Raw genomic sequence first — 25393 nt, forward strand, 5'->3', positions numbered from 1 at the left:
AGCCGGAAACCGTCTTTGACCGGCTCAACTCGGGAACACCCGAGTTGAGTGCGTGGCCCACTCGACATCGGTCGCAGACCGATGTCGATGGCATCATCAATGCGCCTCGGCCTGCTTGGCGGCGGCGACGATCTCCTCCGTGGAGCCCTTCTTCACGCCGTTGAAGAAGACGTTGAGCACCACGGCGACGATGGCGCAGAGCAGGATGCCGCTCTCCAGGAGTGGGTGCAGCTCATGCGGCAGCGCCTTGAAGAAGTTGGGCGACACCAGCGGGATCATGCCGAAGCCCACCGAGATGGCCACGATGAAGAGGTTGTTGCGGTTGGTCTTGAAATCGACGCCGGTGAGGATGCGCGCGCCGGTGGCTGCCACCATGCCGAACATCACGAGACCCGCGCCGCCCAGCACCACCTGGGGCACCGCCTCCACCAGCGCGGCCATCTTCGGCAAAAGGCCGAGGCCGAGCATGATGATGCCGCCCGTCACCGTCACCCAGCGCGAGCGCACGCCGGTGACGCCGACGAGGCCCACGTTCTGCGAGAAGGAGGTGTAGGGAAAGGTGTTGAAGATGCCGCCCAGCAGCGTGCCGACGCCATCGGCGCGCAGGCCCCGGGCCAGCGCCTTCTCGTCCACCGGCTTGCCGGTCATGTCGGACAGGGCGAGGAACATGCCGAGGGATTCGATCATCACCACGATCATCACGATGCACATGGTGATGATGGGCACCAGGTGGAACGTGGGCATGCCGAAGTGGAACGGCAGGATGACGTCGAACCACGGGGCCGCCGCCACCTTCTCGAAATGCATGATGCCGAGCGCGGAGGCGAGCACGGCGCCGGCGACGATGCCCAGCAGCACCGCCACATTGGCGACGAAGCCCTTGCCGAAGCGGATGAGGGCAAGGATTACCAGCAGCACGAAGAAGGCGATGCCGAGCCCCTGCAACTGCCCGTAATTGGGGTTGGCGATCTGCACCACCTTGCCGTCGATGGTCTGGGTGAGGAAGGGAATGCCGCCGCCCGCCCAGTTGATGCCCACCCGCATGAGCGAGATGCCGATCACCATGATGATGGTGCCCGTCACCACCGGCGGGAACAGCGGCAGCAGCCGCGAGATGAAGGGGGCGACGATGATGCCGAAGATGCCGGCCGCGATCACCGAGCCATAGATGCCGAGGATGCCGATGGACGGGTCGTTCGCCATGGAGAGCATGGGGCCGACGGACGCGAAGGTGACGCCCATCATCACCGGCAGGCGGATGCCGACGCCGAGGAAGCCGAGGCATTGCGCGAGGGTCGCGAGGCCGCAGGCGAACAGGTCGGCGGAGATCAGGAACGCCACCTGCTCCGGCGGCAGCTTCAGCGCCCGGCCGATGATGAGCGGCACGGCCACCGCGCCCGCATACATGACGAGCACATGCTGGAGGCCGAGCACCGCAAGTTTCGGTGCCGGCAAAACTTCATCTACGGGATGAACGGCTTCAGACATCAGGTTCCCCCAACGGAAAGTCGGTTGAAAACGGAAGGGCGTTCTTCAAATTTTTTGGCGACGGCAACGCTCCGGCGCGGCAACCGAACGGGCATTGCCCAACTCATCGGCATGCCTCATTGGAGATCAATTCCTGCGCCGGGGAAATACGTTTGGTAATCGGAATATCTTCCGATTTTTTTGGAAAATGGATCGATCCGGCGCAGGTTATGCTGCCGCGCAGCGGAGCGTTCGCCCGGCCGCCGGCCCTGCCCCCGCAAGGCCTCGACGGGCATGACGCCAGAGATTCAGGAAAGACGAGGAAGCGATGGGGCGGCTGTCCACTCATGTGCTCGATACGGTGTCCGGTGGCCCGGCCGCCGATGTGGCGGTGGAACTCTATCGGCTGGCGGCGGACGGCGGGCGCAGCCTCGTCACCACCCGCCGCACCAATGCGGACGGACGCACCGACACGCCCCTGCTGGCGGGGGACGACTTCATCCCCGGCACCTATGAGCTGGTGTTCCACATCGGCGCCCACTTCCGCGCCACGGGCGCACCGGTGGCCGACCCGCCCTTCCTCGATGTGGTGCCCCTGCGCGTGACCCTGATCGAAGGCCACTATCACGTGCCGCTGCTGTGCTCCCCGTGGAGCTATTCCACCTATCGGGGGTCCTGAGCCCATGCCTGCCCCCTTCACCGGCCGCGACAATTCCGGCATCCCCACCGATCCCGTCACCGGCAAGCCCTATCCGCGCGATCTCGTGGGCTACGGCCGCACTCCGCCCCACCCCCACTGGCCGGGAGATGCGCGCATCGCGGTGCAGTTCGTGGTGAATTACGAGGAGGGCGGCGAGAATTCGGTGCTCCATGGCGACAACGCCTCGGAGGCCTTCCTGTCCGAGATCATCGGCGCCGTGCCCTGGCCCCGCCAGCGGCACATGAACATGGAATCCATCTACGAGTTCGGCGCCCGCGTCGGCATCTGGCGGCTGCTGCGGCTGTTCGGCGAACGCAACATGCCGGCGACCGTCTATGGCGTCGCCACTGCGCTCGCCCGCAATCCCGATGCCGTCGCGGCCATGCAGGAGGCCGGCTGGGAGCTGGCGAGCCACGGCTACAAGTGGATCGAATACAAGGACTTCACCCGCGACGCCGAGCGCGAGCACATCGAGGAGGCCGTGCGCCTGCACACGCAAGTGACGGGCGCCCGGCCGCTCGGCTTCTACCAGGGCCGCTCCGCCGAGCACACGGTGCCGCTGCTGATGGAGGAAGGCGGCTTCCTCTATGTGGCCGACAGCTATGCCGACGAACTGCCCTACTGGATCTACGGGCCGCGCGGGCCGCAGCTCGTGGTGCCCTACACGCTGGACGCCAACGACATGCGCTTCTCCGTGGCGGCGGGCTTTTCCAACGGCACGGAATTCTTCGACTATCTGAAGGACAGCTTCGACCTGCTCTATGCCGAGGGCGCCACCGCTCCGCGCATGATGTCCATCGGCCTCCATCCGCGCCTCGCCGGGCGGCCCGGCCGGGCTCAGGCGCTGGCCCGCTTCCTCGACTACATCGCCGGGCACGAGAAGGTGTGGGTGGCGCGCCGCCTCGACATCGCCCGCCACTGGATCGCCCATCACCCGCCGGCCGGCGGCTACCGACCCACCTACATGCCGCGCGGCCTGTTCGTGGAGCGGTTCGGCGGCGTGTACGAGCATTCGCCCTGGATCGCGGAAGGCGCCTATGATCGGGGGCTGACGGTGGCCGCCGACACGGCCGAGGGCCTCAACGCCGCCTTCGCCGCCGTGCTGCGCGCCGCGCCCCTCAAACAGCAGATGGGTGTCATCCACGCCCATCCCGACCTTGCCGGCAAGCTCGCGGAGGCGAAGCTCCTCACCGCCGATTCCGCCGCCGAGCAGGCCTCCGCCGGCCTCGATCAGCTCACGGCGGAGGAGAAGGCGCGCTTCACCGCGCTGAACGACGCCTACAAGGCAAAGTTCGGCTTCGTCTTCATCATGGCCATCCGCGGCCGCAGCAAGGCGGACATCCTCGCCGGCTTCGAGCGCCGCCTCGCCCACCACCGGGACACAGAGGTCGCCGAGGCGCTGGCGCAGATCGAGCGCATCGCGCTGCTGCGCCTCTCCCAGATGCTGCCGGCCGCCTCCTGAACAAGGTTCCTTCCGTGCCCCGATCTGCCCCCGGTTCCGCCCCGCTCCCCTCCCCCCTTGACGGCGAGATCATCGTCTCCCGTCTGAAGGAACTCGCCGCCTGCACCGACGTGCCCGGCGAGATGACCCGCCTGACGCTGACCCCCGCCCACAAAAGGGCCGCCGCGCAGGTGTCGTTCTGGATGCGGGAGGCGGGGCTGGCGCAGGTCCACATGGATGCCACCGGCTCCATCGTCGGCCGCTACGCCGCCGACCGGGCGAACGCCAAGACCCTCATCCTCGGCTCGCACATCGACACCGTGCGCAATGCCGGCATCTATGACGGCAATCTCGGCGTGCTGGTCGCCATCGCCGCTGTGGAGCGACTGAAGCAGCAGGGCCTGCGCCTGCCCTTCGCCATCGAGGTGGCCGCCTTCGCCGACGAGGAGGGCGTGCGCTTCCTATCCACCCTCACCTCCTCCAAGGCCATGGCCGGCCTCTTCGATCCCAAGAGCCTGGAAGACGTGGACGCGCAGGGCATCTCCCGCATGGAGGCGCTGCGCTCGTTCGGCGCGCCGGTGGATCGCGTCGCCGACTGCCGGCGCGATCCCGCCGAGACGCTGGGCTATGTGGAAGTGCACATCGAGCAGGGGCCGGTGCTGGAGGCGGCGGGCGCGCCGCTCGGCATCGTCACCGGCATCGCCGGGGCCTCGCGCGGGCATGTGCGCATTCGGGGCGAGGCCGGCCATTCCGGCACCCTGCCCATGGCCATGCGCCACGACGCCCTCACCGCCGCCGCCGAGATGATCCTCGCCGTCGAGGCGCGCGGCCGCGCCGATGGCAGGGAGCTGGTCGCCACGGTCGGCACCCTCCTCATCGCCGGCAGCGCGGTGAACGTGGTGCCCGGCGAGGTGCAATTCTCCCTCGACGTGCGCGCCCTCTCCGACGAATTGCGCACCGGCGCCGTGGCCGACATCCGCGCCGCCGTCGCCGACATCGCCGCCCGGCGTGGGGTGAAAGCCAGCGTGGACATTGGCCACGAGGTGCCAGCCGCCCCCTGCGCCGGCCCGCTCAAGGAGCGCATGGCCAGGGTGGTGGAGGGCCTTCAGCTGCCCGTGATGCGCCTGCCCTCGGGTGCCGGCCACGACGCCATGGTGTTTCGCGGCGTGATGCCCATGGCCATGCTGTTCGTCCGTTCCGAGAACGGCAGCCACAACCCCCGGGAATACGCCGCCCCCGCCGACATCGGCCTCGCGGCGGAAGCGCTCTATGCGTTTCTGCTGAAGACGGCCGAGGAGATGTGAGGGCGCCACTCGGCCGGCGCTCTCCGCGAGGCAGATAAACCGGCGAGGCAAGTGACAGCCGGGAGATGGGTGCTCCGGTCAAGCCGGAGCACGACGGCGAATAGCCCTCACCCGTCCGCCCGGCCGAGAACCTCCTCGGCGGTGAATTTGTAGGTGCGGCCGCAGAATTCGCAGGTCACGGTTACCTTGCCGTCGTCCTGGATCATCTCGCGCCGCTCCTCCGGCCCGAAGGAGGCGAGGACGCCGGAGACCTTCTCCCGCGAGCACGAGCAGCGCGCCGCGATGGGCAACGGGTCGAACACCCGCACCCCGCGCTCGTGGAACAGGCGGTAGAGCAGCTGCTCGGAGGAGAGATCGCGGTCGATCAGCTCCACGTCCTCCAGCGTGCCGACGAGGGAGCGGGCCTCAACCCACGCATCGTCCTCGTCCACCTTGTGCGCTTCCACCCCCTCCGGCGCGTCGCCGGGGGAGAGATCGGCCATGCGGGCGCGGGAGGCGTCCTGCGGCAGGAACTGGGCGAGCAGGCCGCCGGCCCGCCACGAGGAATCCGCGCCGCCCGCCTTCATCTCCTCGCCTACGGCGAGGCGCACGCGGGTGGGGATCTGCTCGGACTGGTGGAAATATTCGTGCGCCGCCGCCTCCAGCCCCGAGCCATCGAGGGCGACCACGCCCTGATAGCGGTTGGTGCTGATGCCCTGGTCGATGGTCATGGCGAGATGCCCGCGCCCCAGCAGCGCCGCCGGGGAGGTCTCGTTGCGCCGCTCGGCTTCGGCCAAGGCGTCGGCATCGTAGCGGGCATAGGCGCGGATCTTGTCCGGGCTCACGAAGTCGGCCACCACCATGTCCACCGGCCCGTCGGTCTGGGTCTGGAGGATGAAGCGGCCTTCGAACTTCAGCGAGGAGCCGAGCAGCACGGCGAGCGTCACCGCCTCACCCACCACCCGCTTCACGGCGGGGGGATAGGCGTGGTGCGCCAGCAGTGCGTCGAGGGTGGGACCGAGGCGCACGGTGCGGCCGCGGATGTCGAGGGCATCCACCTGGAAGGCGGTGACGATATCGTCCTGCGCGGCTTCGGATGCGGCGCGGGTGGCGGTGCGGGTGCGCTCGCCCTTCATGAAAGGTCTCCGGACATGCCGGACCCGCGTGCCCGCGCTCAATGCACAGCCAATGGGTCCCAAAGGTCTGGTCCCACACATATTCACGAGCCGGGCCGTTTCAACCCGGCTCGCGATGCCGTCTGGAAGAGGCTCAGCCGCCCACCGCGTCGAAGCACCAGGCGAGCACGCCCTTCTGGGCGTGCAGGCGGTTCTCCGCCTCGTCGAACACCACGGACTGCGGGCCGTCCATCACCACGTCCGTCACCTCCTCCCCGCGATGGGCGGGCAGGCAGTGCATGAAGATGGCGTCCTTGTCCGCCCGCGCCATCAGGGCCGAATTGACCTGATAGGGCTTGAGGATGTTGTGGCGGCGCTCGGCCTCCTTGTCGCCCATGGAGACCCAGGTGTCGGTGATGACGCAATCCACGCCCTCCACCGCCTCTTCCGGGTCGCGCATGAACTTCACCTTGGCCTTGGTGCGCTTCACGAAGTCCTTCAGCGCCTGGCGCGGCGACAATTCCTTGGGCGTCGCCACCTTCAGGGTGAAGTCGAAGCGCTGGGCGGCATGAACCCACGAGGCCAGCACGTTGTTGGCGTCGCCCGTCCAGGCCACCGAGCGGCCGGTGATGGGGCCGCGATGCTCCTCGAAGGTCATCACGTCCGCCATCACCTGGCAGGGATGGGAGATGCGGGTGAGGCCGTTGATGACCGGCACGGTGGCGTACTTCGCCAGCTCGGTCAGGTCGTCATGGTCCAGGATGCGGATCATGATCGCGTCGACGAAGCGCGAGAGCACGCGGGCCGTGTCGGCGATGGTCTCGCCGCGGCCGAGCTGCATCTCCTGGCCGGTGAGCATGATGGTCTCGCCGCCCAGCTGGCGCATGGCGAGGTCGAACGACACGCGCGTGCGGGTGGACGGCTTGTCGAACACCATGGCCAGCGACTTGCCGGCGAGCGGCTTTTCCACCGGCTCCCCCGCCTTCCGGCGGGCCTTCAGGTCCTTGGAGAAGTCCAGAACCCGGCGCAGCTCCTCGGCCGGGATCTCGGACAGGTCGAGAAAGTGACGCACCCCATTCCCCTTCATTCGGCCGCTCCCTTCACCGGATCCGAGGCGAGACGCGCCTCGATGCGCCGGCAGGCGGCTTCGATCTTGTCGGCTGCAATGCCCACCTCTTCCTCGCTCACATTGAGCGGCGGCAGCAGGCGGATGACGTTCTCGGCGGCGCCGGGCACCAGCATGCCCTCCTCGCGCAGCGCCGCGATCAGCTCGGGCGCCGGCACGGCGGCCTTGATGCCGAGCAGCAGGCCCTGCCCGCGCAGTTCGGCGATGACGGCGGGATGGCTGTCGCGCAGTTCGGCGAGGCGCTGCTGGAAGCGGCCGGCGACACGGTTCACGCGATCGAGGAAGCCATCCTCCAGCACCACGTCAAGCACCGCATTGCCCACCGCCATGGCCAGCGGATTGCCGCCATAGGTGGAGCCGTGGGTGCCCACCGTCATGCCCTTGGCCGCCTCTTCGGTGGCAAGGCATGCCCCCATGGGAAAGCCGCCGCCGATGCCCTTGGCCACCGACATGATGTCTGGAGTGATGCCGGTCCATTCGTGGGCGAACAGGCGGCCAGTACGACCGACGCCGCTCTGCACCTCGTCCAGCACCAAGAGCAGGCCGTTCTCGTCGCACAGCTCGCGCAGGCCCTGCAGGAAACCGGCGGGCGGCACGCGCACGCCGCCCTCCCCCTGCACCGGCTCCACCAGGATGGCGGCGGTTTCGGAGGTCACGGCGGCGCGGGCGGCGTCGAGATCGCCGAACGGCACCTGGTCGAAGCCCGGCAGGTCCGGGCCGAAGCCTTCGAGATACTTCGGATTGCCGCCGGCGGCGATGGTCGCCAGCGTGCGGCCGTGGAAGGCACCCTCGAAGGTGATGATGCGGTTCTTCTCCGGATGGCCGCTCACATATTGATAGCGGCGCGCCATCTTGATGGCGCACTCCAGCGCTTCCGCACCGGAATTGGTGAAGAACATGGTGTCCGCGAAGGTCGCCGCCTTCAGCCGGTCGGCCAGCTTCTCGGCGCCGGGAATGCGGAACAGGTTGGACACGTGCCACAGCTTCGTCGCCTGCTCGGAGAGCGCGGCGGCGAGAGTGGGATTGGCGTGGCCCAGCACGTTCACGGCGATGCCAGCGGTGAAGTCGAGGAAACGTCGCCCGTCCGTCGTGACGAGCCAGCAGCCCTCTCCCCTCTCGAACTGGAGGTCGATGCGTGCGTAGGTCGGCAGAACGGCGGTGATCACTTCATTCCTCCTGCAGCTTCCTGCTGGGCTTCCTTGAGGTTGCACGGGTTCACGAACACTGTGCGACAGCCCGGCTATGGCAGAGCGGCGCGCACAAACTAAAAAAGGCCGCCCATGCGGGGGGCGGCCCGACCTCCGGATTCTAATGAACATGTGCGCGAGGTCAACCGATGGTGGGCCGCAGAGAGAATCGCGCCCGCGACCGCCGGACGCACAAGGGTAAACGAAGCCTTAAGGAGCTGGGGAAAACGCCTCGGCACCCCTTGCCGACTCTGTTGCGAGGACCGGCCATATTGTAGGTTCTGGATCGTCAGCCACGAGATGTCGTGCGCAGGGCATCAGGAACCCTCTTCCAGGAACCGTCATCCGGGTCCATCCGGGCGCTTTGGCGCGTTCGGGAACAGGGAGGGAGTCCGCCTTGCGAAGTCACGGCCCGGGACGCGCTCGAACGGCGTGTTTTCAGATGGCGGGATGCGGCGCCGAGCGTTTCCGGCGCCCGCGGCGTTCTTGAAATGCTGCCGGTTGAAATGCGGCGAGTAGATGCGGCGAATGGAGAAGAGCGATGAGCTGGAATGACGAGCGCGTCGAACTCTTGAAGAAGCTCTGGAGCGAAGGCCTCTCCGCGAGCCAGATCGCGACCGAGCTTGGCGAGGTGACGCGCAATGCCGTCATCGGCAAGGTGCATCGCCTCGGTCTGTCCGGCCGGGCGAAGGCCGCCCCCGCCCCGGCGCGCCCCCGCGCCGGCGGAACGGCGCCGGCCAAGGCGGGTCCCATGGGCGGCCCGATGGGCACGCCCGCCGGGCGCCCCGACAACCAGGCGCGGCCCCAGCGGCCGACCACCATCGGCAACACCGCCCTCGCGGCCGATCTGGACGAGGCACCGGAAGAGGCACCGGCGCCCGCCCCCGTCATGAGCGACAACGTGGTGCCCATGACCCAGGGCTGCACCATCATGCAGCTCACCGAGAGCACTTGCCGCTGGCCGCTGGGCGAGCCCGGCACCGAGAGCTTCCACTTCTGCGGCGGCAAGGCCAATCCGGGCATGCCCTATTGCCAGACCCACGCCCGCATCGCCTACCAGCCGGTGCAGGACCGCCGCCGCGACCGCCGCCTCGCCTATCTCTGAGGCGGGACGCGATCAGCAAAAAAGGGCCGGTCTCCGGATGGAGGCCGGCCCTTCCTGTTTCAGGGGGGTGTCACCCACCGGCTCGTCCGGGGGGTCCACGCTTCCGCCGTCTCGCTTCAGGTATGGATGCGCCGGCCTCTCGGCCCGGTGGATGCCCCGGACAAGCCGGGGCATGACGGCTCTGGACGACGGGTTCCGATGTGATCGTGCGTCCATCACGCCATTGAAAAAGGGCCGGTCTCCGAGCGGAGACCGGCCCTTTTTGTTTCAGGCTGCGGAAACGTTCAGTCGTCCAGCCCCAGAGACGGCGCCGCGCGGCGTTCCAGCACATCGCGGATGGCGGCGACCATCTCGCTTTCCTTCACCGCGAACTGGGCGGGGCGGGCGGCGCGGTATTCCGCATTGTCGGCGATGCCGGCGGCGATCTTCGCGCCTTCCACCAGATCCTTGATCTGGACCTCGCCGGCGTCCTTCTCGTTGGAGCCCTGGATGATGACGGCCGGGGCGCCGCGGCGGTCGGCGTATTTCATCTGCGCCTTCATCCCGGCGCCGCCGAGATACATCTCGGCGCGGATGCCGTTGGAGCGCAGCTCGGACACCATCTTCATGTAGTCGGCGATGCGCGCCGGCTCCTTGTCCATGGCCAGCACGACAACGGGGCCGACCTCGGCGTCCGCGTCCATCTTGCCGAGGAAGGCGAGGGCCGCGAGCAGGCGGGAAACACCGATGGAGAAGCCGGTGGCCGGCACCTTCTCGCCCCGGAAGCGGGCGACGAGGCCGTCATATCGCCCGCCGCCGGCCACCGAGCCGAAGCGCACGGGGCGGCCGGTCTCGTCGGTGATCTCGAAGGTGAGTTCAGCCTCGTAGACGGGGCCGGTGTAATATTCGAGGCCGCGCACCACGCTGGGGTCGATCTTCACCCGGTCCTGATAGCCGCCGGCGGCGAGCAGGGTGCGGATGTCGTTCAGCTCCGCCATGCCCTCCTGGAAGGCGGCATTGCCGGCGAGGGCAGCGGCGAGCCCGACGTCGTCCAGCTCCACCTCGACGCCCACATCGGTGGCGCGCACGCCCTTGCCGGTGAGCATGGCGAGCACCACGGACGCCTGACGCTCATCGAGGCCCGCGCCCTTGGTGAAGTCGCCGCTCTCGTCCTTGCGGCCGGGACCGAGCAGGAGGGCGACGCCCTCGGTGCCGAACTTGTCGAACTTGTCGATGGCGCGTAGCACGGTGAGGCGGCGGCCGGCATTTTCGTCGCCGCCGAGGCCGATGGCCTCCATCACGCCGTCGAGCACCTTGCGGTTGTTCACCTTCACCACATAGGCGCCGCGCGGGATGCCCACTGCCTCCAGCGTGTCGGCGGCCATCATGCAGATCTCGGCATCGGCCGCGACGGAGGGCGCGCCCACCGTATCGGCATCGAACTGCATGAACTGGCGGAAGCGGCCGGGGCCGGGCTTCTCGTTGCGAAAGACGTAGCCGGCCCGGTAGGAGCGGTAGGGCTTGGGCAGCTGCTCGAAATGCTCGGCCACGTAGCGCGCCAGCGGCGCGGTGAGGTCGTAGCGCAGCGACAGCCACTGCTCGTCGTCGTCCTGGAAGGAGAAGACGCCCTCGTTGGGCCGGTCGAGGTCAGGCAGGAACTTGCCGAGCGCGTCCGTATATTCGATGGCCGGGGTCTCCAGCGCCTCGAAACCGTAGAGCGCGTAGACGGCGCGGATCTTCTCCAGCATGGCGCGGGTGGCGGAAAGCTCCGCGCCGGTGCGGTCGACGAGGCCGCGCGGGAGCCGCGCCTTCGGCTTGAATTCTTTGGCCATGATGCTTCGATGCTTCGGGACGTGGCGTCCCGCCCGGTAATGCAAGGTTCGGGGCGTCTTAGAGGACGGGACCGGTGACGGCAAGGTCGCGGACCCGGACCGGCCGGGCACCCGGCAAAAACATGCCGTAAAGGCACCTGTGCCATGACAGCGCCGTCTTCCGCGCGCATGATGGCAAACGGGTAGCGGCATCCGCCGGCTTCACCCTCATCCCAGACCTGCCGTCCTGCTGCGCCCTGGGGCGCGGGGCGGCGTCCATTGCCCCATGGAGGACACGCTTGCCCCACGACACGCCGCTCATTGCGACCCTCGTCGGGGCCTTCGTCCTCGCCTTCGTGCTCGGTGCCATCGCCCAGCGGCTCAAGCTGTCGCCGCTGGTGGGCTATCTCCTCGCCGGCGTGCTGGCCGGCCCCTTCACCCCCGGCTTCGTGGCCGACGAGCATCTGGCGCTGGAGCTGGCCGAGATCGGCGTGATCCTGCTCATGTTCGGCGTCGGCCTGCACTTTTCCCTGTCCGACCTCCTGTCGGTGAAGGCCATCGCCATTCCCGGCGCGGTGGTGCAGATCGCGGTGGCCACCCTCATGGGCATGGGCCTCGCCTGGGCGCTGGGCTGGGGCCTCGGGGCAGGCATCGTCTTCGGCATCGCCTTGTCGGTCGCTTCCACCGTCGTGCTTTTGCGCGCCCTGCAGGAGCGGCGCATGGTGGAGAGCGAGCAGGGGCGCATCGCGGTGGGCTGGCTCATCGTCGAGGACCTCGCCATGGTCCTCGCGCTGGTGCTCCTGCCGGCGCTGTCCGGCGCGCTCGGCGGACGGACGGTCACCACCGGCACCATCGACTGGCTGGGCCTCGGCGGCGACGTGTGGACGACACTCGCCGTCACGCTGGTGAAGGTCGCCGGCTTCGTGGTGCTGATGCTGGTGGTGGGCCGCCGCGTCATCCCCTGGGTGATGCACTGGGTGGCCCACATCGGCTCGCGCGAGCTGTTCCGCCTGGCGGTGCTGGCCATCGCGCTGGGCGTCGCGTTCGGCTCGGCCAAGCTGTTCGGCGTCTCGTTCGCGCTCGGCGCCTTCTTCGCCGGCATGGTGCTGAGCGAGAGCCCCCTCTCCCACCGCGCCGCCGAGGAGACGCTGCCCCTGCGCGACGCCTTCGCCGTGCTGTTCTTCGTCTCGGTGGGCATGCTGGTGGACCCCTCCATCGTGGTGAAAAGCCCGGTGCCCCTGCTGGTGACGGTGCTGATCGTGCTGTTCGGCAAGTCGCTCGCCGCCTTCCTCATCGTGCGGGCGTTCGGCTACGGCAATTCCACCGCCTTCACCATCTCCGCCTCGCTGGCGCAGATCGGCGAATTCTCCTTCATCCTCGTGGCGCTGGGGGTGGACCTGCAATTGCTGCCGGCAGAGGGACGCGACCTGATCCTCGCGGCGGCGATCATCTCCATCCTCGCCAACCCCTTCTTCTTCCTGGTGCTGGACCGCTACCGCGCCCGCCACGCGCCGCTGCGGCCGGAAAAAGCCGCTGCGCCTGCCCCCGCCCCCAAGCCCGTCCCGGCGCTGCCGGAGACCGCGCTCGCCAACCACACCGTGCTGGTCGGCTACGGCCGGGTGGGCCGCCTCGTCGCCGACGGGCTGAAGGCGGCCGGCACGCCCTTCCTCGTCATCGAGGACCAGGGCGACCGGCTGGAGGAGCTGAAGCGCCAGGGCCTTGAGGCGGTGAACGCCAACGCCGCCTCGGCCCCGGCCATCGCGGCGGCCAACGTCGCCGGCGCCCGGCGCATCATCCTCGCCATCCCGGACGGCTTCGAGGCCAGCAACGTTCTGAAGAAGGCGCGCCAGCTCAATCCCGGCATCGAGATCGTCGCCCGCGCCCATTCCGATGCGGAGGTGGAGCACCTGCGCCAGAGCGGGGCCGACTTCATCATCATGGGCGAGCGGGAGGTGGCGCGCGGCATGCTGGCGCATGTGCTGGAGACCTCCCAGAACGACATCGCCGCCGCGGCCGCCGCGGAGCAGGCGGTGGAAGGCGGAAACCGGGCCGTGCCTGCGGTTGCCATCGGCGCGGCACCCTCGGCCGAAGCTGCGCCGGGCCTTGCGGAGCCGGCTGCTGCGGCGCAAAAAGAGACGCTGTAGCTCGACCTTTATTGCGAATAAGTTGCAATTGCAGGAAGGGTGCGGTAGTTTTTGCGAATTGATCGCAACAAAGGCGGCCGCACCCGTCACGACCGCCGGACCGGAGCATTCCCGTGCCCGACGCTTTCGTCCTGTCCCGCCGACATTTTCCGGCGCTTGTCCTCGCCGCCGCGGCGGGGCTGCTCGCCCCCCTCCCGGCCCGCGCGGCCGCGCCGTTCAAGGTGGTCACCACCTTCACCGTCATCGCCGACATGGCGAAGAACGTGGCGGGCGACGCCGCGCAGGTGGAGAGCATCACCAAGCCGGGCGCCGAGATCCACAATTACCAGCCCACCCCCGGCGACCTCATCAAGGCGCAGGGCGCGAACCTGATCCTGTGGAACGGGCTGAACCTCGAACTCTGGTTCGAGAAATTCTTCTCCCGCCTCAAGAACGTGCCGAGCGTGGTGGTGTCGAAGGGCGTCGAGCCCATGGGCATCACGGAAGGCCCCTACAGCGGAAAGCCCAACCCGCACGCCTGGATGTCGCCCTCCGCCGCGCTGATCTACGTGGACAACATCCGCGACGCGCTGGTGAAGTATGATCCGGCCAACGCCGCGACCTACACGGCCAATGCCGCCGCCTACAAGGCGAAGATCACCGCCGCCATCGACCCCATCCGCGCCGAGTTGGACAAGGTGCCGGCCGAGCAGCGCTGGCTCGTCACCAGCGAGGGCGCCTTCTCCTACCTCGCCCGCGACTTCGGGCTGAAGGCGCTCTATCTCTGGCCCATCAACGCCGACCAGCAGGGCACCCCCCAGCAGGTGCGCCGCGTGGTGGACCTGATGAAGAAGGACCACATCCCCGTCATCTTCTCCGAAAGCACCATCTCCGCCGAACCGGCGAAGCAGGTGGCGCGGGAGACCGGCGCACGCTACGGCGGCGTGCTCTATGTGGATTCCCTCTCCGACCCCTCCGGCCCGGTGCCCACCTATCTCGATCTCCTGAAGGTGACGAGCGGCACCATCGCCGCCGGCCTCACCGGGAAGGCGGCACCATGAACGCGCCCCTCTCCCGCCAGAGCCTCGCGGAAGCCGGCGCCGGCATCCTCGTCGAGCACGTCACCGTCACCTATCGCAACGGCCACACGGCTTTGCGCGATGCGAGCTTCGCCATTCCCACCGGCACCATCACCGCGCTGGTGGGGGTGAACGGCTCGGGCAAGTCCACCTTGTTCAAGACCATCATGGGCTTCCTCAAGGCGGCGCGGGGCGAGGTGCGCATCCTCGGGATGAGCGTTCCCGAGGCGCTGAAGCGCAACGTGGTCGCCTATGTGCCGCAGGCCGAGGAGGTGGACTGGACCTTCCCCGTCCTCGTCGAGGACGTGGTGATGATGGGCCGCTACGGCCACATGAATTTCCTGCGCATGCCCGGCGCCGCCGACCGCGCGGCGGTGGAGGCGGCGCTCTCCCGCGTCAACATGCTGGACTTCCGCAAACGGCAGATCGGCGAGCTCTCCGGCGGGCAGCGCAAGCGCGTCTTCCTCGCCCGCGCATTGGCGCAGGACGCCCGCGTGATCCTGCTGGACGAGCCCTTCACCGGCGTCGACGTGAAGACCGAGGACGCCATCATCGCCCTGCTGCGCGCCCTGCGCGACGAGGGGCGGGTGATGCTGGTCTCCACCCACAATCTCGGCTCCGTGCCGGAATTCTGCGACCGCACCGTGCTGGTGAAGGGCACCGTGCTCGCCTACGGCCTCACCTCGGAAGTGTTCACGCAGGCCAACCTCGAAAAGGCGTTCGGTGGCGTGCTGCGCCATTTCGTGCTGGACGAGAGCCACGCGACGACGCCCGGGACGCTTGGCGTGCTTACCGACGACGAGCGCCCCCTCGTCCTCTACAAGGACCGCCCCGCCCAGAGCGGCACCGCGGGATCATCCGAGGGGATCGGGTGATGGGGGGGGAACAAGCCGCCTTCGCGAGGGCGACCGTCATCCCCCGGCTTGTCCGGGGGATCCACCGGGCAGCACCAAGGGTGCCCGAAAACCGCGTGCGGTCCAGCGGATGGGTGGATCCCCCGGAACCCGGCTGTTGCCGGGTTCCGCCCCTGCAAACGGAAGTCGGCAACAGCCGACTTCCGGACAAGCCGGGGGATGACAGCTCCGGGGAAAGGCGCGTCTGACCATGACCCCCACCCTCTCCCTCCTCCTCGAACCCTTCACCTATTCCTACATGGTCAACGCCATGTGGGTGTCCGCGCTCGTCGGCGCCGTCTGCGCCTTCCTCTCGGCCTTCCTCATGCTCAAGGGCTGGTCGCTGATCGGCGATGCGCTCTCCCATTCCATCGTGCCGGGCGTCGCGGGCGCCTACATGCTGGGGCTGCCCTTCTCGGTGGGCGCCTTCTTCGCGGGCGCGCTGGCGGCGGGGGCGATGCTGTTCTTGCAGGAGCGGACCAAGCTGAAGGAGGATGCGGTCATCGGCCTCATCTTCACCTCCTTCTTCGGGCTCGGCCTGTTCATGGTCTCGCTGTCGCCGACCTCGGTGAACGTGCAGACCATCGTGCTCGGCAACATCCTCGCCATCTCGCCCGGCGACACCTTGCAGCTCGCCATCATCGGCTTCGTCTCGCTCGCGCTGCTGCTCGTGTTCTGGAAGGACCTGATGGTGACCTTCTTCGACGAGAGCCACGCCCGCTCCATCGGCCTGAAACCCACCGCGCTCAAAGTGATGTTCTTCACCTTGCTCGCCGCCTCGACCGTCGCGGCCCTCCAGACGGTGGGCGCCTTCCTCGTCATCGCCATGGTGGTGACGCCGGGCGCCACCGCCTATCTCCTCACCGACCGCTTCCCCCGCCTCATCACCCTGTCGGTGGCCATCGGCGCGACGACCTGCTTCGTCGGCGCCTATGCCTCCTATTTCCTGGATGGGGCAACCGGCGGCATCATCGTGGTGCTGCAGACGCTGATCTTCCTTCTGGCCTTCGTCTTCGCCCCCAAGCACGGCGTGCTGGCGGCGCGGCGGCAGGCGGCTGAGGCGCTGAAGGAGGGCGCGGCATGAGCCTTCTCGCGCCCTTCCAGTTCGATTTCATGCAGACCGCCCTCGTCATCGCCGCGCTGGTGGCGGTGCCCATGGCGCTGCTCTCCTGCTTCCTGGTGCTGAAGGGCTGGTCGCTGATGGGGGATGCCGTCTCCCACGCGGTGCTGCCGGGCGTGGTGCTGGCCTACATGGCCGGCCTGCCGCTGGCCTTCGGCGCCTTCGTGGCCGGCATGATCTGCGCGCTCGGCACCGGCTATCTCAAGGCCAACAGCCGGGTGAAGGAAGACACTGTCATGGGCGTGGTCTTCTCCGGCATGTTCGGGCTGGGACTGGTGCTCTACACCAAGATCCAGACCGACGTGCACCTCGACCACATCCTCTTCGGCGACATGCTGGGCGTGAGCTGGGGCGACATCGCCGAGAGCGCGATCATCGCCGGGCTCGTGACTCTGGTGCTGCTCGCCAAATGGCGCGATCTGCTGCTGAACGCCTTCGACCCCGCGCAGGCGAAGGCGGTGGGCCTCCACACCGGCCTGTTGCATTACGGCCTGCTGGTGATGCTCTCGCTCACCATCGTCGCGGCGCTGAAAGCCGTGGGCATCATCCTCGCCGTTGCGCTGCTGATCGCGCCGGGGGCCATCGCGTTTCTCGTGACGAAGCGCTTCGGCTGGATGCTGGTGACGGCGGTTCTGGTGGCCGTCTCCTGCTCGCTGGCCGGCGTCTACCTCTCCTTCTTCCTCGACTCGGCCCCCGCCCCGACAATCGTGCTGCTGATGACGGGCGTGTTCATCGCGGCGTTTGTGGGCGTGCGGGTGAAGGCGCGGCGGGTGGAGGCGGCGAAGGGGGCGTCATGATGATCGCGGAACGGGTGCTGATGCTCACGCAGGACGGCACCGAAGTCCCCGTCCCCGTCCGCATCTTCGCGCCGGTGGAGGGCACGGTGGACTGGAGCTGCCGCTCCGAGATTCACTGGCCGGAGGGAGTCGCGGTGAACATTACCTACGGTCTTGATGCCGTACAGGCGCTCCATCTCACCCTGCAGGCAATCGGCTCCCGCCTCTACATGACCGACGCCCATAAGGAAGGCCGGCTGCGCTGGGGCGAGCCCCGCTCAGGCTATGGCTTCCCCATCATCAAGATGCTGCGGCATGAGCTGATCGGCGATGATGCGCGGTTTGATGGGAATGATTGAAGGCGGCCCTCCGCCAGCCTCGAAAGCGCACCGGCCCTCCTCGTGCCGCTGATGACGGGCGCGTTCATCGCGTCGTTTGTGGGGATGCGTGAAGGCGCGGGCGGAGGGGGAAGCATCAAAGCGTTAGGGAGCATTGGAAGTTCGGGATTGATAATAGGTAAAAAATCCTATACGGTCGGATCCGACTTGGTTGGGGGGATCCCTCAATGACCCGAGACGTTGATATAGAATTACTTCGCTTGCGGTCGGATTTGAGTTGGCTGCGCTTAAAGTGGCGAATAGCTCGGATTGCCATATCGGAAAAGGAATTTGATCCTAATCAACCTCGTGTGCCTGCCGGCAACCCGGATGGGGGTCGCTGGACGGGATCGGGTTCAACAAGCCGGCGCTTCAAGTGAAACCCCGCCCAAGGCGCGTACAATGCCTGGCCGCCTAACCGCGGCAAGTAAACAACGCCTTTCCGACTGCGAATTCCAGTTTCACCTCGATTCACTCCGTTGCAGCAAGGTAAAAATGGAATCATGCTAGAGTCAGGCGATGGTCAGAAAGGTGGCATGCGACAGAGGACATCCCATTCCGCCTCTTTATTATTAGGATAAATGAAATGATCATCGCCCAAAGAAAACTGATCGCACGCATTGATAATGAAGAAAAAGAAGTTATTATCAATATTTTTTTACCTGAACAAAACGATGGCGTCTGGGGGTGCAATATTGCAATAAATTGGCCGGACGGTCAATATAAATCAATTACATATGGCAGCGACTCAGCTCAAGCCCTTGATCTTGCATTTCAGAACGTTGGATCATTACTATATTTTAGTGATTATCACAATTCTGGAAATTTGAGATGGGGAGACAGCTATAAGGGATATGGTTTTCCCGTGCCCAAGAATGCGCGCGACCTTCTGTTCGGGGACGATGCGCGTTTCTATGGGCTCGATGATGCCGTGAGCTGAAAAGAGGGTGCGCACGGCGCCCTTGACGCCCCATCCCCTCAGGCGTAACCCCATCCGCGGGACACCTCCCCCCAACGGGAGGCGCCCATCTGTAAGGATGGACTGCATGACGACGAATCCCGCTCCGGCCACGCGTCCGGAGAACCCCAATTTTTCCTCCGGCCCCTGCGCCAAGCGTCCCGGCTGGACGCTGGAAGGCCTTTCCGACGCTCCCCTCGGCCGCTCGCACCGCGCCAAGGTCGGCAAGGTGAAGCTGAAGGAAGCCATCGACCTCACCCGTGAGGTGCTGGAAGTCCCGGCCGACTACCGCATCGGCATCGTCCCCGCCTCCGATACCGGCGCCGTGGAAATGGTGCTGTGGTCCGTGCTCGGCGCGCGCCCGGTGGACATGCTGGCCTGGGAAAGCTTCGGCGAGGGCTGGGTGACGGATGTCGTCAAGCAGCTCAAGCTCACCGATGCCCGCGCGCTGACCGCCCCCTATGGCGAGCTGCCGGACCTCAAGAGCGTCGATTTCACCCACGACGTGGTCTTCACCTGGAACGGCACCACCTCCGGCGTCATGGTGCCGGACGCGGACTGGATCCCGGCCGACCGCGAGGGCCTGACCATCTGCGACGCCACCTCGGCGGCGTTCGCGCAGAAGCTCGATTTCGCCAAGCTCGATGTGGTCACCTTCTCCTGGCAGAAGGTGCTCGGCGGCGAGGCGGCCCACGGCATGCTCATCCTCTCCCCCCGCGCGGTGGAGCGGCTGGAGACCTACAAGCCGGCCTGGCCCCTGCCCAAGATCTTCCGCATGACCAAGGGCGGCAAGCTCATCGAAGGCATCTTCGAGGGCGAGACCATCAACACCCCGTCCATGCTGTGCGTCGAGGACTATCTCGATGCGCTCAAGTGGTCGAAGAACATCGGCGGCCTCTCGGCGCTGCAGGAGCGGTCCAACCGCAACTTCGAGGCCATCGCCCAGTGGGTGCACCGCACCCCGTGGGTGGATTTCCTCGCCAAGGACCCGGTGACCCGCTCCAACACCTCGGTATGCCTGAAGGTGGTGGATGCGGACGTGACCGCGCTCCCCGCCGACGCGCAGGCGGCCTTCGCCAAGGCCATCGCCTCCGGCCTCGAGAAGGGCGGCATCGCCTACGACATCGGCGCCTATCGCGACGCCCCTCCCGGCCTGCGCATCTGGTGCGGCGCCACCGTCGAGCGTGCCGACGTGGAAGCGCTGACCCACTGGCTCGACTGGGCCTTCACCGAGGCGAAGTCCGCGCTGCCCAAGGCCGCGTGATTTCGGCCGGGTAAGGTCGGGCAAGCGGTTCGGCTGGGAGCACTGCGTCCCCTCTCCCCTTGCGGGAGAGGGCTAGGGTGAGGGGTAAAAACCTCACCGAAAGCACAGCTCCACGCGCCGCGAGCCCCCTCACCCCCAGCCCCTCTCCCGTCCGAACTCGCCTGTTGCCGAGTTCGGTTCGTGAAGGTCGAACTCGGCAACAGCCGAGTTCGAGGGGAGAGGGGAGAGCCCCAGGTGGCGCCCCATCCCATTTCACCTCCCCCGCAAGCGGGAGAGGGTCCACGCCGGTGACGCGCGAACGACCGCGCATGCCCGGCCCATCCCATTCGCGAAACGGAGCCCATCCCATGGCACCCCGCGTTCTCATCTCCGACAAGCTCTCCCCGGCCGCCATCCAGATCTTCAAGGACCGCGGCGTCGAGGTGGATTTCCAGCCCGACCTCGGCAAGGACAAGGACAAGCTGGCCGAGATCATCGGCAATTATGACGGCCTGGCCATCCGCTCGGCCACCAAGGTGACGCCGAAGATCCTGGAGAAGGCCAACCGCCTCAAGGTCATCGGCCGCGCCGGCATCGGCGTCGACAACGTGGACCTGCCGGCCGCGACCGCCAAGGGCGTGATCGTGATGAACACGCCGTTCGGCAATTCCATCACCACCGCCGAGCATGCCATCGCCATGATGTTCGCGCTCGCCCGCGAGATCCCGGCGGCGGACGCCTCCACCCAGGCCGGCAAGTGGGAGAAGAACCGCTTCATGGGCGTCGAGGTCACGGGCAAGACCCTCGGCATCATCGGCTGCGGCAACATCGGCTCCATCGTCGCCGAGCGCGGCGTGGGGCTGCGGATGAAGGTCATCGCCTTCGATCCCTTCCTCTCGCCCGAGCGCGCCCTCGACCTCGGCGTGGAGAAGGTGGAGCTGGACGACCTCCTCGCCCGCGCCGATTTCATCACCCTGCACACGCCCCTCACCGAGAAGACCAAGAACATCCTCTCGGCCGAGAACCTCGCCAAGACCAAGAAGGGCGTGCGCATCATCAACTGCGCCCGCGGCGGCCTGGTGGACGAGGAGGCGCTGCGCGCCGCCCTCGATAGCAAGCATGTCGCCGGCGCCGCCTTCGACGTGTTCACCGTCGAGCCGGCGGAGACCAACCCGCTGTTCGGCCATCCCAACGTGGTCTGCACGCCCCACCTCGGCGCCGCCACCACCGAGGCGCAGGAGAATGTCGCCCTGCAGGTGGCCGAGCAGATGAGCGACTATCTCCTCACCGGCGCCATCTCCAATGCGGTGAACTTCCCCTCCATCACCGCGGAAGAGGCGCCGAAGCTGAAGCCCTTCATCGAGCTTTCCGAAAAGCTCGGCTCCTTCGCCGGCCAGCTGACCGACACGGACATCAAGACCGTGCGCATCATCTATGAGGGCGCGGTGGCGGACCTCAAGGTGAAGGCGCTGACCTCGGCGGCGGTGGCGGGCCTGCTGCGCCCGGCCCTCGCCGACATCAACGTCGTCTCCGCCCCCTCGGTGGCCAAGGAGCGCGGCGTGGTGATCGAGGAAACCACCCGCGCCGCCACCGGCGATTACGAAAGCCTCATCACGGTGACGGTGGTGACGGACAAGTTCGAGCGCTCGGTCTCCGGCACGGTGTTCGCGGACGGGCATCCGCGCATCGTCAACATCAAGGGCATCAAGGTGGATGCCGAGTTCGCCCCCGCCATGGTCTATGTGACCAACGAGGACAAGCCCGGCTTCATCGGCCGCTTCGCGGGCCTGCTCGGTGACGCGGGCATCAACATCGCCACCTTCGCCCTCGGCCGCGACCATGCGGGCGGCGATGCCATCGCCCTCGTGGCGGTGGACGGCGCGGTGCCGCCCGAGCTGCTGGCCAAGGTGCAGGCCCTGCCGCAGGTGAAGGCGGCCAAGGCGCTCGCTTTCTGAGGCTCTCGCGGCTCAAGTCAAAAAGCCCCGTCCGGCCGGACGGGGCTTTTTCGTTTTCAGGCCGGTTAGGCCGCGTGCTTCACATCCGTCCCGCCGCCGGTGCGCCAGAGCGAGAAGAGGATGCCGGCGGCGATCATGGCCACCGTGACGCCCAGCGAGATGGCCGGGTCCACCTTGCCGAAGAAGTGGCTCCAGAAGATCTTGCCGCCGATGAAGACGAGCACGCCGGCCAGCGCATACTTCAGGTGCGAGAAGCGGTGGACCATGGCGGCCAGCGCGAAGTAGAGCGCGCGCAGGCCGAGGATGGCCATGATGTTGGCGGTGAACACGATGTAGGTGTCCGTGGTGATGGCGAAGATGGCCGGCACCGAATCCACCGCGAATACGAAGTCCGCGATATTGATCACCACGAGGGCGAGGAAGAGCGGCGTCGCCCACAGCACGGCCTTGCCGGTGACCGGATGGGGCTGGCGCACGAAGAAGCGCTCGCCGTGCAGCTCGGGCGTCACCCGCATCCTTTTGGTGAGGAAGCGCAGGGCCGCGTTCTGCGAGATGTCCGCCTCGCCTTCGCTGGCGAACAGCATCTTGATGCCGGTGACGACAAGGAACGCGCCGAACAGCAGCAGCACCCAGTCGTAGGACTGCACCAGCGCCGCGCCCACACCGATCATCAGCCCGCGCAGCACCAGCACGGCAATGATGCCCCACACCAGCGCCCGGTATTGATAGGCGCGGGGAATGGCGAAGTAGCTGAAGATCAGCGAGATGACGAAGACGTTGTCGATGGAGAGCGCCTTCTCGATGGCGTAGCCGGTGAAGTATTGCATGCCGGCCTGCGGCCCCATGGAGGCCCAGATCCAGCCGCCGAACACGGCCGCCACGGCGATATAGAAGACGGAGAGCCTGAGGCTTTCGGCGATGCCGATTTCGCGCGAGTCGCGGTGCAGCACGCCGAGGTCGAAGGCAAGCAGCGCGAAGACGATGGCGAGGAAGCCAAGCCAGAGCCAGAGCGGCTTGCCGGCGACGTCGAGGAAGAGAAGAGCGATCAGCTGGTCCATGGGTCGGTCCTTAGGGGCCTGCGCCATCGGCGGCCGCCCGCGGAACGCGGGGCGCCGGGCCGAAAGGCCGGATGGAGGACCGACATGGCGGGCTTGCGGGCACGGACCCGGCCTGCCCCGGGCAGTTGGGACAGGCCGGGCCGCATCCGCGCCCGTCAGAGGGGCCCGGACCTCGGGTGTTGAGGGAAGGGGTCCGGGCGCCAAGGGCGCACGGGAGTTACGCGCACGGGAGTTACGCGCGCGGCAGTTATGCGCACGCAGCTGTGCCGGCTATCGCGCCGGGCTCAGGGAGACCTCGGCCCACCTCTTGCGGCGGACCACCACGACGCGGGCCACGTCGGCCCCCTCCCGGCGCAGATATTCGATCTGATCGCGCAGGCGGAGCTTCATCTTCTTCAGCGCGAGCACGCGGGTGCGGTCGGGCTCGGGCCGCGTCTGCTCGGCGGAGATCTCCGCCTCGATCAGGCTGTGGCGCGTCGTCAGCGATTTCATGAACTGGTCCACGACAACCTCCTTTCGATGGAGAGAGGATGGGGCCGGACGCTTGATAGCTCCAATCCATAGTCGCTATATTGGTAATAGCTGTACACTATGGACCCGCAATGCCCTTCCGGCCGCGCCATCGCCAGCTCGAATATGTGGTCGCCCTTGCCGAGACCGGGCATTTCGGCGCGGCGGCCAAGCGCTGCCATGTCTCGCAGCCGACCCTCTCGGTGCAGGTGGCGCTGCTGGAGGAGCAGCTCGGCACGCCGCTGTTCGACCGCACGCGCGGCCGGGTCATCCCCACCGCCATCGGCGAGCGGGTCATCGCCTCGGCCCGCGCCGTGTTGCAGGCGCTGGACGATATCGTCGCCACCGCCGCCACCGGGGCGGACAACCTCGGCGGGCTCATCCGGCTCGGCGTCGCACCCACCTTCGGGCCCTATTTCCTGCCCCACCTGCTGCCGGTGCTGCACCGGCGCTATCCGGGGCTGCAGATCTACATTCGCGAGGAACGCCCCTCGGTGATCGAGCGGGAGGTGACCGCCGGCAATCTCGATTGCGGGCTCGGCCCGCAGCCCGTCTCGGGCTCCGTCCTCACGTTCCGGCGCCTGTGCCGGGAAGCCATCTATCTGGGCGCGGCCAAGGACCACCGCCTCGGCGAAGGCGAGAGCGTGGAGATCGGCCAGCTCAAGGGCGAGCGGCTGCTGACGCTCGGGCGCGGCCACCAGCTGTTCGAGAGCGCGCGGGCGCTCGCGGCGGCCTCCGGCGCCCAGGTGCGGGAGGATTACGAGGGCACGAGCCTCGATGCCCTACGCCAGATGGTCATCATGGGCATGGGCCTGTCACTGTTCCCGGAGCTTTACGCCCGCTCGGAATTCCGGGTGCAGGACCACATCGCCCTGCTCAAGGTGGAGGGCTGGCCGGCGACGCGGGACATGGGCTTCTTCTGGCGCGCGGGCAACAACCGCGCCGCCCATTTCGACCAGCTGGCGCGCGAGAGCGAGGGCACCTGCCGGGAGCTGGGTCTGGAGCCCGGCTGAGGCCGCAAACCTACCCTCCGCGGCGAACTTTCACATTTGTGCGATGCACATGGCGCCCCGGGTGTGGCCCATGCGCCACCCTGTGAAGGCCGGAAGATGCTAGATCAGGACATGGCTGGGCGGCCCCGCCCAAGGTTGGGTTCCAACCTCCGGGCGTTAACCTTAACGCCACCTTATCCGGCTTCAATGCACTGGCGCGCAGACAGGAAACTGAAGCGCGGCGTCGTGCGTTGTGTGCGTCGTAGGGTCTCGCATCGTCTGAGTGGTCCAAGCATGCCTTCGTTTCTGCCCCGGTTGTTCCCGAAGGTCCTGGCCAAGGCTTCCCGCGCCGCGGCCGAAATGGTGAAGGGGGAGGACGCGCCCGTGCTCGGCCGCCGCCTTTTCGTGCTGGGCGCGCCGCTGGCGCTGGCCGCGTGCGTCACCAATCCGCCGCCCGCCCCGCTCAGCCGCGCCGGCATGATGTACGGCCCGGTGGACGGCGAGCCTTTCCCGGTGGACGCGGTGGACCTCTCCGAGGTGGACCCCAAGTGGCTGCGGCAGGAGGTTCCGGCCCCCGCCGGCTACGCCCCCGGCACCATCGTGGTCGATATCAACGAGCGCTTCCTCTACCTCATCGGCCGCAACGGCACGGCGATCCGCTACGGCGTAGGCGTCGGCAAGCAGGGCTATTCGTTCAAGGGCTGGGCCACCATCAAGCGCAAGGAGAAGTGGCCCCACTGGACGCCCACCGCCAACATGGTGCGCCTCCAGCCCGCGCGCTACGGGCCGTACCAGTCCGGCCTGCCGGGCGGCGAGACCAACCCCCTCGGCCCGCGCGCGCTCTATCTCTATGATGGCGACCGCGACACCATGTTCCGCATCCACGGCACCATCGAGCCGTGGAGCATCGGGCAGCAGGTGTCCTCGGGCTGCATCCGCCTGCTCAACCAGGACATCATCGACCTCTACGAGCGCGTCCCGCTCGGCACCCGGGTCTATGTGAAGGGCTGAAGTCGCAGCACACGCGCCTCTCATTCCCCCTGCCCCTTGCCGTCATCGCCCGCCTTGTGCGGGCGATCCACCGTTAGGCAAGAA

General features: G+C 67.5%; 22 protein-coding genes. 15 read left to right on the forward strand and 7 right to left on the reverse strand.

The annotated features are described in order from the left end of the window. Positions 1 to 96: 96 nt before the first annotated feature. Positions 97 to 1488: a nucleobase:cation symporter-2 family protein gene (locus ACT54R_RS21560; protein WP_476329843.1), complete on the reverse strand. Its 1392-nt coding sequence runs from the start codon at positions 1486 to 1488 to the stop codon at positions 97 to 99. A gap of 307 nt (positions 1489 to 1795) precedes the next feature. Between ACT54R_RS21560 and uraH the strand changes: the two genes are divergently transcribed. The 3 genes from uraH to ACT54R_RS21575 are packed head-to-tail and all read left to right on the forward strand — an operon-like array spanning position 1796 to position 4912. Further along, positions 1796 to 2146, forward strand: coding sequence for a hydroxyisourate hydrolase (gene uraH, locus ACT54R_RS21565; protein ID WP_168457389.1), 351 nt, complete (start codon positions 1796 to 1798; stop codon positions 2144 to 2146). A gap of 4 nt (positions 2147 to 2150) precedes the next feature. Beyond that, complete coding sequence (gene puuE, locus ACT54R_RS21570; protein WP_476329847.1) at positions 2151 to 3629, forward strand: allantoinase PuuE; 1479 nt, start codon at positions 2151 to 2153, stop codon at positions 3627 to 3629. A gap of 14 nt (positions 3630 to 3643) precedes the next feature. Then, entirely contained in the window at positions 3644 to 4912 is a 1269-nt protein-coding gene (locus tag ACT54R_RS21575) for an allantoate amidohydrolase (RefSeq protein WP_476329850.1), read from the forward strand. 107 nt (positions 4913 to 5019) lie between these two features. On the opposite strand, the gene ACT54R_RS21580 is transcribed toward ACT54R_RS21575, so the two are convergent. From ACT54R_RS21580 to ACT54R_RS21590, 3 genes are all read right to left on the reverse strand, one after another. Then, positions 5020 to 6027: an Hsp33 family molecular chaperone gene (locus ACT54R_RS21580; protein ID WP_476329853.1), complete on the reverse strand. Its 1008-nt coding sequence runs from the start codon at positions 6025 to 6027 to the stop codon at positions 5020 to 5022. Positions 6028 to 6160: 133 nt separating this feature from the next. Beyond that, positions 6161 to 7093, reverse strand: coding sequence for an ornithine carbamoyltransferase (gene argF, locus ACT54R_RS21585; protein ID WP_168457386.1), 933 nt, complete (start codon positions 7091 to 7093; stop codon positions 6161 to 6163). Beyond that, positions 7090 to 8298 (reverse strand): acetylornithine transaminase, encoded by a 1209-nt coding sequence (locus ACT54R_RS21590; RefSeq protein ID WP_476329857.1) that lies wholly within the window; start codon positions 8296 to 8298, stop codon positions 7090 to 7092. Before ACT54R_RS21590 ends, argF begins: the two co-directional genes overlap by 4 nt. Positions 8299 to 8860: 562 nt before the next feature. Between ACT54R_RS21590 and ACT54R_RS21595 the strand changes: the two genes are divergently transcribed. Beyond that, entirely contained in the window at positions 8861 to 9424 is a 564-nt protein-coding gene (locus ACT54R_RS21595; RefSeq protein ID WP_476329860.1) for a GcrA family cell cycle regulator, read from the forward strand. A 284-nt stretch (positions 9425 to 9708) separates the two neighbouring features. On the opposite strand, the gene hisS is transcribed toward ACT54R_RS21595, so the two are convergent. Beyond that, positions 9709 to 11238, reverse strand: coding sequence for a histidine--tRNA ligase (hisS, locus tag ACT54R_RS21600; RefSeq protein WP_476330124.1), 1530 nt, complete (start codon positions 11236 to 11238; stop codon positions 9709 to 9711). A gap of 275 nt (positions 11239 to 11513) precedes the next feature. On the opposite strand from hisS, the gene ybaL reads away from it, so the two are divergent. The 9 genes from ybaL (at position 11514) to serA (ending at position 21738) form a co-directional block, all read left to right on the forward strand. After that, positions 11514 to 13358: a YbaL family putative K(+) efflux transporter gene (ybaL, locus tag ACT54R_RS21605; protein ID WP_476329863.1), complete on the forward strand. Its 1845-nt coding sequence runs from the start codon at positions 11514 to 11516 to the stop codon at positions 13356 to 13358. A 131-nt stretch (positions 13359 to 13489) separates the two neighbouring features. Further along, positions 13490 to 14398 (forward strand): metal ABC transporter substrate-binding protein, encoded by a 909-nt coding sequence (locus ACT54R_RS21610; protein WP_476330127.1) that lies wholly within the window; start codon positions 13490 to 13492, stop codon positions 14396 to 14398. Further along, positions 14395 to 15291, forward strand: coding sequence for a manganese/iron ABC transporter ATP-binding protein (locus tag ACT54R_RS21615; RefSeq protein WP_476329866.1), 897 nt, complete (start codon positions 14395 to 14397; stop codon positions 15289 to 15291). The genes ACT54R_RS21610 and ACT54R_RS21615 overlap by 4 nt, the downstream gene beginning before the upstream one ends. A gap of 229 nt (positions 15292 to 15520) precedes the next feature. Next, positions 15521 to 16393: a metal ABC transporter permease gene (locus tag ACT54R_RS21620; RefSeq protein ID WP_476329869.1), complete on the forward strand. Its 873-nt coding sequence runs from the start codon at positions 15521 to 15523 to the stop codon at positions 16391 to 16393. After that, entirely contained in the window at positions 16390 to 17226 is an 837-nt protein-coding gene (locus ACT54R_RS21625) for a metal ABC transporter permease (protein WP_476329872.1), read from the forward strand. Before ACT54R_RS21620 ends, ACT54R_RS21625 begins: the two co-directional genes overlap by 4 nt. Continuing rightward, positions 17223 to 17564, forward strand: coding sequence for a DUF6968 family protein (locus ACT54R_RS21630; protein ID WP_476329875.1), 342 nt, complete (start codon positions 17223 to 17225; stop codon positions 17562 to 17564). The genes ACT54R_RS21625 and ACT54R_RS21630 overlap by 4 nt, the downstream gene beginning before the upstream one ends. A gap of 604 nt (positions 17565 to 18168) precedes the next feature. Then, a complete protein-coding gene (locus ACT54R_RS21635; protein WP_476329878.1) occupies positions 18169 to 18522 on the forward strand; it encodes a DUF6968 family protein in 354 nt (117 codons plus the stop codon). Between the two features lie 106 nt (positions 18523 to 18628). Further along, positions 18629 to 19804 carry a phosphoserine transaminase gene (locus tag ACT54R_RS21640; protein WP_476329880.1) on the forward strand — a complete coding sequence of 392 codons (1176 nt, stop codon included), beginning with the start codon at positions 18629 to 18631 and terminating at the stop codon, positions 19802 to 19804. Between the two features lie 347 nt (positions 19805 to 20151). After that, a complete protein-coding gene (serA, locus tag ACT54R_RS21645; RefSeq protein ID WP_476329883.1) occupies positions 20152 to 21738 on the forward strand; it encodes a phosphoglycerate dehydrogenase in 1587 nt (528 codons plus the stop codon). A 65-nt stretch (positions 21739 to 21803) separates the two neighbouring features. On the opposite strand, the gene ACT54R_RS21650 is transcribed toward serA, so the two are convergent. Both ACT54R_RS21650 and ACT54R_RS21655 read right to left on the reverse strand, forming a co-directional pair. Then, a complete protein-coding gene (locus ACT54R_RS21650; RefSeq protein WP_168457374.1) occupies positions 21804 to 22796 on the reverse strand; it encodes a TerC family protein in 993 nt (330 codons plus the stop codon). 270 nt (positions 22797 to 23066) lie between these two features. After that, on the reverse strand, positions 23067 to 23300 hold the full coding sequence (locus tag ACT54R_RS21655) for a YdcH family protein (RefSeq protein ID WP_476329888.1): 234 nt from the start codon (positions 23298 to 23300) through the stop codon (positions 23067 to 23069). A gap of 98 nt (positions 23301 to 23398) precedes the next feature. On the opposite strand from ACT54R_RS21655, the gene ACT54R_RS21660 reads away from it, so the two are divergent. Together ACT54R_RS21660 and ACT54R_RS21665 are read left to right on the forward strand one after the other, a co-directional pair. Next, entirely contained in the window at positions 23399 to 24319 is a 921-nt protein-coding gene (locus ACT54R_RS21660) for a hydrogen peroxide-inducible genes activator (RefSeq protein ID WP_476329893.1), read from the forward strand. A 273-nt stretch (positions 24320 to 24592) separates the two neighbouring features. Continuing rightward, positions 24593 to 25309 carry a L,D-transpeptidase gene (locus tag ACT54R_RS21665; protein ID WP_476329896.1) on the forward strand — a complete coding sequence of 239 codons (717 nt, stop codon included), beginning with the start codon at positions 24593 to 24595 and terminating at the stop codon, positions 25307 to 25309. The last annotated feature ends 84 nt before the right edge of the window (positions 25310 to 25393 follow it).

Source organism: Xanthobacter sp. DMC47, assembly GCF_056313845.1.